We start from the raw sequence: 13,090 nt of genomic DNA on the forward strand, positions 1-13,090 counted from the left end.
TTTAAAAAATTGAAAGGCCAAGCATTTGCTTGGCCTTTTTACGTCTTACTAACTTTTATCTAAAATTCCCTTGAATTCGCAACCATTCGACACAAGATTGCAACTACAACGATCCAAACGCCTATATCGCGCGTAAACAGTGACCTTATATGTTAACAACTTAGAATATCTTAGATAGTTTTTATCTTTGCACTAGGGTAGTCGCTTCTATATGATGCGCTCCTTTTCGACTAGCAGCTCTTGGGGAACAATTAATGACTTTTAAGCGTTTATCTGCAAATAAACTAGCACTTAGCTTGGCCGTTACCACTGCACTTAGCACACCTTACTCTACGGCCGTTGCCGCAGAGCAAGATAATCAAGCAGAAAAGAATATCGAAGTAATTTCGGTTACCGGTACTCGCAGAAGCTTACGCAGTATTGCCGAAAGTACGGTACCCGTAGACATTATTACCAGCGGTGATATGCAAAGTACGGGTCAGCTAGAAATAAGCCAAATACTAGCAAACCAAGTACCTAGCTTTAACTACCCAAGTGCCACTATGGGTGATGGTACTGACCATGCAAAACCAGCTGTTTTACGTGGATTAGCACCCGATCACACATTAGTACTTATAAACGGTAAACGCCGCCATGCCGGTGCGCTATTAAACTTAGCAGGTGTTGTTGGCCGAGGCTCTACAGCTGTTGATTTGAACATGATTCCAACCTCTGCAATTAAACGCGTTGAAGTACTACGTGACGGTGCAGCCGCACAGTACGGTTCTGATGCAATTGCTGGGGTAATTAACATTGTACTTAAAGATGTCTCAGAAGGCGGTAGCGTAAGCGTAACGTACGGTAAATACGACACTCAAATGGCTGGTGTATCTCAGCTAGACAGCACCTATGCAGATGCAAACGGCGACTTAGCCTTTAATACCGGTGGCGACAGAGAAGTAAACGACGGTGCAACACGCACTGTTAGTGCAAACTCTGGTTTTGCGTTATCTGATAACGGTTTTGTAAACGTATCCATTGAGTACCGTGATAACGACTCAACTCAGCGCTCAGGTTTTGACCCTCGCGAACAATACAGCCGCCTTGATGATGGCAGCCTAGACCCACGTGAATTTACTATCGATCGTTACAATCACCGCTTTGGTAAAGCAGACCTTGAAGATTACGCGTTGTTTTACAACATGGGTTACGATTTAGATAACGGCTTAAACCTTTATTCATTTGGTAGCTACTCAAAGCGTGAAGGTAATTCAGGTGGTTTTTACCGCCGAGCAAAAGACAGCCGTAACGTTTTAGAAGTGTACCCAGATGGCTTTTTGCCGCAAATTGAAACTGACGTACAAGACTACTCATTTGCACTGGGCTTACAAGGCGAAACTAACGACTGGACATGGGATGTAAGTACCAACTACGGCCGCAACGACTTTGGTTTCGGTGTTGTAAATAGTATTAACACATCACTAGGTGCCGACAGCCCAACCGAATTTGACAACGGTGCATTGGTTTACGATCAGTTTTTAGTAAACGCAACGGCCAATACCACACTGGATTTAGGCTTACCTGATGACGTATTTTTTACCGTAGGTACTGAATACCGCCATGAAAGCTACAAAATAGAAGAAGGCGAAGAAGCGTCTTACATCACCGCACTTGATAGCGACGGTAACCCAATTGCAGCCGGTGGCGCGCAAGTACTTGCTGGTTTTGGACCAGAAAGTGCGACTGACGAAAGCCGTCATAACATCGCTTTATTTGTTGAGTTTGATACCTACTTAACAGAAAAGTGGAACGTCGTTTTAGCGGGTCGTTATGAAGATTACAGCGACTTTGGTGACACATTTACTTCTAAGCTTGCTTCGCGTTACAGCATTACTGAAAACCTATCGCTGCGCGGTGCAATTAGCACAGGTTTCCGTGCGCCATCTTTAGCGCAAAGCTCGTACCGCCAAATATCAACCGTACTTGAAAACAACCAACCATTTGAAGTTGGTTTATTCCCAACTGATTCTGCAGCAGCGCAAGCGCTAGGTGCACAGCCGTTAGATGCTGAAGAGTCAGTAAACGTTACTGCGGGCTTTATTTACACTCAAGGCAGCTTTAGCTTAACTGTTGATGCGTACCGTATTGATATTGATGACCGTATTGTATTGTCTGAAAACTTAGAAGGCGATGCAGTTGTTGAAATACTACAAAATGCCGGTGAGCTAAATACCGAAAGCGTACGTTACTTTACCAACGCTATCGACTCACGCACGCAAGGTGTAGATATCGTTGCCACTTATAACTTAGATTTAGACAACTTAGGTGATTTACGTTTAAACGTAGCAGCTAACTTTAACGATACCGAAGTAACGCACGTAAACGACAACCCAGCACAGCTTAACTCACTAGGTGACGACTATGTAGTGTTTGCACGTCGTGAAGTAGGTCGCTTTGAAGAAGGCACGCCAGATAGCAAATGGAACCTATCAGCAGTATGGAACTTTAACGAATGGCAAACAACGCTTCGTGCCACACGTTATGGTGAAGTCGCTGATATATCAACTACAGCTGACCGCGATGAATACCTAGACCCTAAGTGGATCACCGACCTAGAAGTGGCATACCGTCCAGACGAATATTGGAAATTTGCCGTTGGTGCAAACAACTTATTCGATCAGTACCCACAAGCAACCGTGGATAACATTGGTTACTCTGACTTTGGCCAAATATTCCCGTACACACCGTATGCACCTTACGGATTAGACGGGCGTTTCTTATACGGTAATATTACTTACAGCTTTTAATTTAAATTTAAATTTAATGAGTTAAATTAAAATCCGATATGGCATGCCATATCGGATTTTTTATATTTAAAAAATAGTAATAAAAATAACCATCCTAGCTATAATCAAATAAATTCAGCAATAACACCTTCAACATAAATTGCTAACTTTTTATTATTATTAAATTTTTTTTATATGATAAATTGATTATTAGGTTAATTTAGTTGCTAGTAAGTCATCAAAAAACAACTTAAAACGCCTATAATTAAACTAAGTACGCATAAATACCGTCTTTCTTTGGAGTGAAGTATGAGCTATAAAAACTGGTCAATATCAAAACAAATTGGTGCCCTAGCATTCACTTTAACGTTATGTATTTTTAGTTTAGTGGGACTATCTACCTATTTAATCTCGGCTAATACACTTTCTGAAAAAAGTGAAACTGCGATTAAGTCTGAAATAACCGCTATTTCAGATCTTTTAGAACTCCAATACGACAGCCTACTTGCAATAGCAAAACGCAATGCGACCGTATTTAAAGGTATGTACCCTGGTGAATTTAAAAAAAGCGATCAAAAAGTAATGGTCGTAGATACTATGGTTCCTATTCTTTTACATGATGGTGAACAGGTTAATAACAATATCGATATTGTTGAAAATTACGCTAAATTAACCGGAGGTAACGCCACGGTATTTATGCGAGATGGGGATGATTTTTTTCGTATTACTACCTCTTTAAAAAAGAGTGATGGGCAACGGGCTATTGGCACATACCTAGGAAAAAAACACCCAGGCTATCAGCCTCTTATGAACGGTCAAAGCTATGAAGGTTACGCTAAATTATTCGGCAACGAGTATATGACTGTTTACCAACCAATTAAAAATAAACAAAACCAAGTAATTGGTATTTTATACATAGGTTTTAATATAAACGATGCACTGGCATCGCTGAGAGAGTCTGTTAATAAAATAGTAATTGAAGAAAGCGGTAACTTATTTGTTTTCAGAAATACAAATGATGTAGTTATAGCGGGTAAAGAGGCCGCAGTTGACTCAAAAGTGAACTCCAAAGCACTTGATGGGCTTAATCTAGAGGCAATTAAAAAAGGTCTGTCATTAAAATACAATAGTGAAAATAACACCCCGATGTTTGCTTACAGTAAAACGGTACCTGGGTGGGATTGGACCTTACTTGGTCGTGTAAAAGAAAGCGAACTCACTGAAGAAAGCATAAAACTAATGGTAGTTAACAGCATAACGTCTGTTGGGGGGATCCTTGCTATCTCAATTTTACTTTTTTGGGTGCTAGTAAAAACACTTAAACCATTAAGACAGTTAACACGTAGCGTTGATGCATTAGGTAAAGGTGATTTGTCACAACATTTTTTAAATACCAACACAAATAGTGAAAATGAAATAGACCAAATTACCGCGAGTGTAAGCAGCATGTCGGTTGAACTCAAAAAACTAATACTCGCCTTACAAAACTCTGTAGTTGAGCTGGAAAAGCAAGCGGGCATCTCCAAAAAAATTGCACTCACTAACGGCAAAGAAGCACATGCAATGATGGGGCAAACAGATCTAATAGCCACCGCCATCGAAGAAATGTCAGTATCCATTAAAGATGTAGCCAATAACGCAAATGAAGGCGCTCAACGAACCCAACAAGTTGATGCAGAAGCTCAATTAGGTCGAACACAATTAACCCAAGTTGTTAATGACTTAATGCAACTAAGCCAACAGTTAAATGATAGCCATAACTCTGTAGAAAAAGTAAACACCGCGAGTAACGAAATAAGTAAAGTAACCGAAGTAATTAATGGGATTGCTGAGCAAACAAACTTACTAGCACTTAATGCAGCAATAGAAGCGGCAAGAGCTGGCGAACAAGGTAGAGGGTTTGCAGTTGTAGCTGATGAAGTTAGAACATTAGCGCAGCGCACTCAAAAATCAATTTTAGAAATTAGCCAAACAATTGAACAGCTACAAATACAAGTTACCGCCGCAACTAAACAAATGGAACAAAGCCGTCAGTTGGGTATTAAATCAGCTGAAGAGGGCGAAAAAACAGGAGAGCAACTTAACTTAATCACTCAAAGTATTGGTGATCTAACTCGCTCATCAAATAATATAGCTGAGGCAACAGATCAACAAAGCACCGTTGCTGCAGAAATCACTCAAAACCTACACTCTATAAGCCAGCTCGCTAAAGAGGGTGAGTCTCGCACGCAAAGCACTGTAAATTCGGCAAGTGAACTAATGACATTAGCTGAAAAAATTAAGCAACAAATAAGCTACTTCAGAGCACATTAATACCACAGTTAAAGTTTCTAAATTAAACAAAGGATGCATCGCGCATCCTTTTTTATTAATAGTTAGTTATTTTAACCACTTATTAGTATTTCAACTTTCATAAAAAACCACCACCCTATATAAAACAATAACTTACATTTCGGCCTCATTTTTGCTCTATATTGTTTATATAAATACAAACAATAAATACCAAAGGACTAAACATGAGCTCATCAACACAATTAAGCATTGCAAAACCACTTTCACTTATTGGCGGCATTTTATTATTAAGTGGCTGTGTATTTCATATATCGCCAAGCGTTGCGTCGGTAAAAAAAACTAAACAGCTATCACTGCCAAGTAATAATTTAGAATATTTAAATGTGTTAAGCGGCGCAGGTAGCCTTGAAATAAAAGGCTCAAAAACGGCCACCAGCATTAGTGTTGATGCCACTATTTACACAGCCGACATTGAAGACGAATACGAGCTAACGCTCGAGCAAGACGGTAAACAGGCAAAGCTTGTTGCCCAAAATAAAAGCCGTAATGGTATTAGCTTTTACAGTGGTCAATCTCCAAGTATTAATTTAGTGGTTACTGTGCCAAGTAATCTAAATTTAGATATTGATGATGGCTCTGGCGACATTTTAATAAATGCTATGCAAAGCAATATTGATGTAAAAGACGGCTCAGGAGATTTAACAATAAGCGGTGCTAAAAACCTAACTGTTGACGATGGCTCAGGTGAAGTAAACCTTGAAAACATCGCAGGTAATTTAGAACTAACCGACGGCTCTGGCAGTATTCATATAAACAACGTAACCGGCAATGCAACTATTGACGATGGTTCTGGCGAAATGCACGTGAGCAACATAAGCGGTTCGCTAAACGTTGAAGATGGATCGGGTGATATAACAATCAATAATATAAGCGGTGCTGTTAATGTTGATGATAACTCTGGCGACCTGCTTATTGAGCATATTGGCTCAAACGTAACAATTGAAGATGGTTCGGGTGATATTCGCATTAATCATGCAAAGGGGCTGACTATTACAGAGTCGGGCTCGGGCGATGTAAGTATCGATAATATTAGCGGTTCAGTAAAAGTAGCTGACTAATTTTATTTAACCTGAACTCTGGTTAAGAGATTTACTGACACTTTGAATTATGATGATATTTAAATTTATTTTTCTCTAGTCAGAGCTCAGGTTATTTAACTACCATTTAATATACTTTATGCCCTATCAATCTGGGCATAAAGCACTCCCCTCAAAGTATAAGTTATTTAAAAGCAGTACTGTTTCGCGTTAACTCTTTCCTAAAATAATGAAAAAGTATTTATTTGATTTATTTTTTTGCTTTATAGCTAATTTGGGTACATATTAATATTCAACTTATTAAAAGGATATTAATATTATGAAATGGAAGTTATTAATTTTAATTACTGCTTTATTCACCCTCGTAGCTTGTGGCTCTGGAGGTTCAGACTCCAAAACAGTAACTAAACCGCTCAGCACTAACACAAAGCCTGTTGCGGTTATTACCACCGAGCAATCGGAGTTTAAAGTAAATACCACCCTCGTTTTTAGCGCAGCAAAAAGTAACGATCCCGATGGCGACTCGCTCACTTATCAATGGCAATTAACCAGCAAAAATGCGCAAGTAGAAATACCGATTACGGTTAATAATGAAAGTACCGTTGAGTTTTCAGTATCTGAAGCACAAGAGTACCAATTAGTATTAACCGTGAGTGACGGCAAGCTTTCAAGCACACCTGCACAAAAACAACTCACCGTTACTGCAAATACCCAACTAATTGCTAACGCAGGTAGCACACAAACCGTTAAGCAAGGTGATGTTGTGCTTTTAAATGGCGCGCAAAGTAGCACAACCAGCGGCGCCATTAATCAATACAAATGGCAATTTATTACTAAGCCTGTAGCAAGTAATGCAACGCTTGAAAATGCGACTCAAGTTAAAAGCCAGTTTGTTGCAGACGAAATAGGCGAGTTTAAAGTTGAGCTTACCGTTACTGATTCACAAGGTGATACAGCAAGCACTGTCGTACTCATAAAAAGTGAATCGCTTAACTCTAACTCATCGCCACAAGCGGTTATAAACGTAGAAAATCAAACAATTGCTCCAAATGAAGTTGTTACACTTTACGGTAACCAAAGTACTGATCCCGATAAAAACGATACACTTAGTTATGCGTGGGCAATTACAGCAAAACCCCAGGGCAGCACACCAGCTCTTTCAAGCATGCAAAATCATACAGCTGGGTTTTCAGCGTCAACAGCTGGAGATTACTCGCTTTCACTCACTGTTACCGATCAACAAAACGAAAGTGATACCGCATCCGTTACTTTAACTGTTACCACAAGTAATAAAGCCCCAATAGCAACACTTGAATCCGAACGTGATATTACGTTAAACGAATCAACCACTTTGCAGTGCCAACAATGCAGCGACCCAGACGGAGATGCGCTGAGCTATAACTGGCAGTTACAAGCCAAGCCTGTAAATAGTGCATCGCAACTGACTAACAGTACATCAGCAACGCCCTCTATTGTTGCCGATAAAGAAGGCGACTACGTTGTAGTGCTTACAGTGTCTGATGGGCAATTAAGCTCAAACCAAGCAACCTCAGTACTGCACGCCAGTAGCAATAAAAAGCCTATTACTTTGGTAACTTATGCAACCTCCATAACGGTTGATGAACAAGTTTTACTTGATGCCTCAACTAGTTACGATCCAGAGGGCCAGCCACTAAGCTACCAATGGGAAATCATTTCGTCGCAAGGCCAAGCAACGCTTAGCAGTAATACAATATCAAAACCAACGTTTAGCGCATCAGTAGAGGGACAAGTTGTTATTTCGTTACGCACTAACGATGGCGTGCAGTTCTCTGACACAAAAACCCTAACAATTGATGTAATACAAAACGCATTGCCAGTAATTAGCTTCACGGGGGAGCAATCACGCTACGATGTAGTGGGCAATGCAGTTAAATTTGATGTAAGCCAAAGTTACGACCCAGAAGGAACCTCTCTCGATTACGCTTGGACGCTATCAGCGCCTTCAGGCTCGAGCACCAGCTTAAGCAATACAAACCAAAGTATTACCGAATTTATCGCCGATATGACAGGTAGTTATACGCTAACCGTTATAGCAACTGATGCTGATGGCTTTTCAAAAAGTGTGCAATTTTCAATTACAGTAACCAGCTCTGCCCTACTTACCGGTCGCATTAAAGGGCAACTCACTAATGTGCAAAAAGCGGCTATAAGCAATGCACAGCTAACAATTAATGGACAGCAGTACAGCACCAACACAAACGGCTTTTTTGATGAAGAGGTTAATTTAGCGCAAGGTGAAAAAATAACGATAACAACAGCAGATCAAAGGCTTGCAGCTGGGGAATACAACTCTGTAGCGATTACGCAAAGCAACTTTACTGTGGATATAGGCCAAAATAGCATGCCCGTTTTACAAGCTGTTGAGGTTTCGGTATTTGTGTGTGCTGAGTTTTCAGGCCCCGACACCATTAACCTACGCTTTAACATGGTAGATACACTTTTAGCGTCAGATAGCTTTCAATTTAGCTTTGATCAAACCAAACCACTTACTTTGCAAAAAAGCGGAAGTACTTACCTCGATAGCGAATTGGATATCGACCTACCTGCATCAGCCGAATTTGAAGTAACAGTAATTGAAACAAGCGTTGAAAATACAATCAGCTCAAACATTACTATTTACCATTCTGATTCAGGCCAACCAAGCTCAGCAATTATAAATATTTGTAATATTTAGTCCCCAACAAGCCCTTCAACATAAAGTGCTATTTTTAGCCCAGTAGTTATAACCATTAGTGTTATAGCTACTGATAAATAAGCAACTTTGAGCCATATAATCCATTGTATTTTATAAGCAGCTAAGCCATTCTAAAAGCCTTGATGTTATTAGGATAAACGCGTGTTAGAAATTGCTTTAATTTACTTAGCAGCAGCCATAGTAGCTGTCCCTATTGCAAAACGAGTCGGACTTGGCTCAGTGTTAGGTTATTTAATTGCCGGCATACTCATTGGCCCTTATGCGCTGGGTGTTGTGGGCGATCAAACAGATGTAATGCACTTCGCTGAATTTGGCGTAGTAATGATGCTGTTTTTAGTGGGCCTTGAACTACAACCTTCGCGTTTATGGACATTACGCCACTCTATTTTAGGGCTTGGTGGCTTACAGGTTGTGCTATCGGCAGCGGCTATATTTGCATTTTGTTATTGGTTTTTTGCCATGCATTGGCAAACTGCACTCGCCATTGGTTTAATGCTCGCGCTCTCCTCTACCGCTATTGTGCTGCAAAGCCTTGAAGAAAAAGGCTGGCTAAAACAAGAAGCCGGACAAAACGCTTTTTCGGTATTGCTGTTTCAAGACATCGCCATTATTCCTATTTTAGCCTTATTGCCACTGCTCGCATTTGCCCCGCAAACTAGCACAAAAGAAATCAGCGATTCGATTATTGCAAGCTGGCCGGTATGGCAACAAGTATGTGTATCGGTTGCGGTTATTGCCGCTATTATTGCTGGCGGTAAATATGTATCGGCCCCGTTATTTAGATACATTGCTCAAACACACATGCGTGAAATATTTACTATTTTTGCACTGTTTTTAGTAGTCGCTATTGCACTGGTTATGCAAAGTATTGGTTTATCGCCTGCTTTGGGGACTTTTTTAGCAGGCGTTGTACTTGCCGAGAGCGAATTTAGACACGAATTAGAAGCCGATATAGAGCCCTTTAAAGGCTTACTGTTAGGATTGTTTTTTATAACTGTTGGCGCATCAATTAACTTTGAACTGCTATTTAACGAGTTTAGTACCGTTATAGGCTTAGTGGTTTTACTCATTGTAGTTAAAGCCTGCATTTTATTTGCCCTTGCCGTTACTTTTAAAATTAACAGTAAACAGCAGTTATTATTTGCCCTAGCCCTTGCCCAAGGGGGTGAGTTTGCCTTTGTACTGTTAAGCGTAACCACTACCTTAAGTATTTTAACGCCCGAGCAAACCAGCCTTGTTACCTTAGTTGTGGCGGTATCAATGCTAATAGCGCCGTTATTACTTATGGTTTATGAGCAAATACAAAAACGCAGCAGCAGTGCTCTGCCTGAGTTTGATAAGCCAGAGCAAATTAGCACCGCTAAGCACGTAATTATTGCGGGCTACGGACGTTTTGGTCAAATTATGGGGCGTTTACTGCACGCGCAAGGCTACGAAATTACCGTACTTGATCACAGCCCTAGCCAAATAGAATTACTACGCCGTTTTGGCAATACTGTATTTTATGGCGATGCCGCACGCCAAGAACTCCTTGAAGCCGCAGGCGCGCACACTGCGCAAATGCTGGTAATTGCAATTGATAACCCCGATAAAACTATTGAGATAATTAAGCTCGCGCATAAAAACTACCCGCAACTTAAAATAGTTGCTCGCGCAATCGACCGCCGCCATGCGTATCAGTTACTTAATTTAAAAGTAGATGCGTTTAACCGCGAAACAGTCGACTCAGCTATTAACCTTGCCGTAGAAGCACTCGAGCTATTAGGTAACACTAAGCAAGATGCAGAGCGCGCCGGTAAGCTATTTAGAGACCACGACCGCGCTGCAGTACTGCAACTGGCTGCATTATGGGGAGACGACGCCAGCTACGGCGTAGCAGTTCGCCAACGTATGGAAGATTTAAAACAAGTTCTGCAACAAGATAAACAAGCACAAAGCGATTTAAATACCTGCGACAGCGGTGATTGCGAAGACGGCTTAACAGAGCTAGCTGATAGGCCTAAAAAGGCTGATGATTCTCATTTGGAGTAGTACAAGACAAACTTAAATAGTGAGTTAAAATATGACAACCGCCTTAACTCACTCTTTTTATTTATCATTCCTGCTATCAATATTTATTCAACTACTCTCGCTTTCTTTAAAACAGACATCAAGTTTATTAGCTCAGTAGCCAGAAATTGACCCTGCTTATAGATAACTCTTAATTTAGCTTGAGTGTTGTGAAGTCTGTGGCTTCCTTTGGGTATTAAAGTAAAATCAAGGTTATCTAATTTATAAAAATTTCCATTCAAATCGGATAAATTAATGTGCACTCGAGAAAGTTTAGATGAAACTTTATAATCAGTTGTTTCTATATGACTTTTTTCATTAAAAAAAACATTAAACCAACATTTTTCTGGTAATTTCTTTTCGTACATCCCTTCAAAAAAATCTGAAATAATAGCTTCATAAGTCTTAAGCATGAAGGGGTCTATTTTTACAGTTAAACCATATGAAGAATTTTGCTCATTACCACTTACTGCAACTAATCCATGTGCATGTAACTTATTTTGTCCGCTAAAAGACGATTGTAAACCTAGCTTATCTAATTTTTCTTGAAAAAGTGCAATAGAGTTGTCGGCGAGTTTATTCTCATCGTCACTTCCTACCTTTCCGAATCGAAAAGGATACTCTAAAGTAATATGGTCAACTACAGAAAATACTTCGCTGTTCTGAGCGATAGAATTATCATCGTGAATTGAGATACTCTCGAAGTCCGACTTTTCGAAGGATGCCGGAAAGTAACAATGAAACTCATCATTCATAATACTTAATATATTGTTCATCCCGTCCTTTGAAACAATATTAAAACCCTGTAATAAATTTAAAGGTGGCTTAAGTTGTCCAATATCCACACCTTTTATACCAATAGGAATAACCTTTACACCTTTAGAGTAAGCAAAACCTGATTCAAAATAGATCCAACTTGACGACATCGATTCAGGAGAGATGAAAACAAACATTATTTTTGCTTTATGAAGGTTTTCTTCAATTTGATGAACCCAGTTATTACCAAAAGGTATACTTTCACCATCACTCGATTGAAATATATTTACAGTCCCAGAAGTTCTTGAATTAACACCTTTTTGTAATTCTGATATGTAGTCTCTATCGATTGATGAGTGGCTAAAAAACACTGTAGGCTTATCCATTTTACCCCTTATTTATAAAGCTTTATCAGACGACATTTCATATTAAAATGTCCCTATTGAGTGAACTTCTATTAATAGCAAATAGTGTAAGTTAATACCAACTATAAATATTATGCAGCTGATGGTGTGTGTTTTATAAAAATGGGAAAGTGTTTGCAGTATTACTTGGGCGGGAATGGCTTAAATTAATCTACTTTTAAATACCTACTTGTAGCTCATAGCCGCCTGTCATTCTTCCAGCTATGAGCTACTACATTTAAAAACCTAGTGGTGATGCCCGCCTTGAATAGCCTCGCCCTGCTGGTTGTAAAAACCTGTTGCGCTGTGCTCAATAAAACCAAGGTTTATCATTTTAGCTAAAAATGGGTCGCCTTCGTTATCGCCAATGTCGGCGTAATCGGTGGTTTGAAAACGATCCCACTGTGCAAATTGAGCGGTAATTAATGGCACATCAGTGTTTATATTGTTAAGGCTTAGCAATGTACTTGTTTGGCTTTTTTTATTACTAATACTAAATGTTTTAACTAATTTTGAATGCGTAATAAAGGCAAGGTTAAAGTCGTTGCCATTTTCGCTCAGTGTATAGTTTTTTACTTCATCGCAGCCTTTGCCTTGTGTGCTTACTAGGGTCATTTTTTCGATTAAGTGGTTATCCACCAGCTGACTTTTAGCACTCCAATTTTGTACGCCGCGTACCTCAGATGGTTGATATTCAATACCGCGTTGCTGGGCATTAAAGTAACGTATTGGGCGTATTTTATTATTGGCTAAGTGCTGCCAAAGCTCGGTTATTACTTCACTTTGATGCGCTACTTGCTGGTTTTTTCGCCAAAGGGTAAGTGACTCGCTGCTTTGCTGCGCTTTATGACTGTTGGTAATTTTATAATCGGCTTTTAAATGCTTGGCATCAATATCACATTGCGAGGCAAAGCTACTTGTACTCACAAGCGTGGCAATTATTAATAACGCTTTTTTCATTTAGCTATCTCTTATTTATATTTCAGGTTT

Annotated in this window: 7 protein-coding genes; 5 read left to right on the forward strand and 2 right to left on the reverse strand. The window is 39.7% G+C overall.

Annotated elements, in window-relative coordinates:
• Nucleotides 1-254: 254 nt before the first annotated feature.
• From AAEY62_RS10605 to AAEY62_RS10625, 5 genes are all read left to right on the forward strand, one after another.
• Entirely contained in the window at nucleotides 255-2,786 is a 2,532-nt protein-coding gene (locus tag AAEY62_RS10605) for a TonB-dependent receptor plug domain-containing protein (protein WP_350634926.1), read from the forward strand.
• Between the two features lie 288 nt (nucleotides 2,787-3,074).
• Nucleotides 3,075-5,078: a methyl-accepting chemotaxis protein gene (locus tag AAEY62_RS10610; RefSeq protein WP_182672113.1), complete on the forward strand. Its 2,004-nt coding sequence runs from the start codon at nucleotides 3,075-3,077 to the stop codon at nucleotides 5,076-5,078.
• A gap of 203 nt (nucleotides 5,079-5,281) precedes the next feature.
• Entirely contained in the window at nucleotides 5,282-6,175 is an 894-nt protein-coding gene (locus AAEY62_RS10615) for a DUF4097 family beta strand repeat-containing protein (RefSeq protein WP_350634927.1), read from the forward strand.
• 298 nt (nucleotides 6,176-6,473) lie between these two features.
• Nucleotides 6,474-8,870, forward strand: coding sequence for a PKD domain-containing protein (locus AAEY62_RS10620; protein WP_350634928.1), 2,397 nt, complete (start codon nucleotides 6,474-6,476; stop codon nucleotides 8,868-8,870).
• Nucleotides 8,871-9,032: 162 nt separating this feature from the next.
• Nucleotides 9,033-10,922, forward strand: coding sequence for a monovalent cation:proton antiporter-2 (CPA2) family protein (locus tag AAEY62_RS10625; RefSeq protein ID WP_282115002.1), 1,890 nt, complete (start codon nucleotides 9,033-9,035; stop codon nucleotides 10,920-10,922).
• Nucleotides 10,923-11,005: 83 nt separating this feature from the next.
• Here AAEY62_RS10625 and AAEY62_RS10630 read toward each other — a convergent pair whose 3' ends face one another.
• Together AAEY62_RS10630 and AAEY62_RS10635 are read right to left on the reverse strand one after the other, a co-directional pair.
• A complete protein-coding gene (locus AAEY62_RS10630; RefSeq protein WP_350634929.1) occupies nucleotides 11,006-12,082 on the reverse strand; it encodes a toll/interleukin-1 receptor domain-containing protein in 1,077 nt (358 codons plus the stop codon).
• 264 nt (nucleotides 12,083-12,346) lie between these two features.
• Complete coding sequence (locus AAEY62_RS10635; RefSeq protein WP_350634930.1) at nucleotides 12,347-13,060, reverse strand: hypothetical protein; 714 nt, start codon at nucleotides 13,058-13,060, stop codon at nucleotides 12,347-12,349.
• Between the last annotated feature and the right edge of the window lie 30 nt (nucleotides 13,061-13,090).

The sequence above is a fragment of the Pseudoalteromonas sp. GW168-MNA-CIBAN-0100 genome (assembly GCF_040309225.1).
Lineage (GTDB): Bacteria > Pseudomonadota > Gammaproteobacteria > Enterobacterales > Alteromonadaceae > Pseudoalteromonas > Pseudoalteromonas arctica.

Excerpts from the sequence above, each read along its gene's own strand:
- AAEY62_RS10605 (WP_350634926.1), top strand. The coding sequence starts at position 255 with ATGACTTTTAAGCGTTTATCTGCAAATAAACTAGCACTTAGCTTGGCC.
- AAEY62_RS10610 (WP_182672113.1), top strand. The coding sequence starts at position 3,075 with ATGAGCTATAAAAACTGGTCAATATCAAAACAAATTGGTGCCCTAGCA.
- AAEY62_RS10615 (WP_350634927.1), top strand. The coding sequence starts at position 5,282 with ATGAGCTCATCAACACAATTAAGCATTGCAAAACCACTTTCACTTATT.
- AAEY62_RS10620 (WP_350634928.1), top strand. The coding sequence starts at position 6,474 with ATGAAATGGAAGTTATTAATTTTAATTACTGCTTTATTCACCCTCGTA.
- AAEY62_RS10630 (WP_350634929.1), bottom strand. The coding sequence starts at position 12,082 with ATGGATAAGCCTACAGTGTTTTTTAGCCACTCATCAATCGATAGAGAC.
- AAEY62_RS10635 (WP_350634930.1), bottom strand. The coding sequence starts at position 13,060 with ATGAAAAAAGCGTTATTAATAATTGCCACGCTTGTGAGTACAAGTAGC.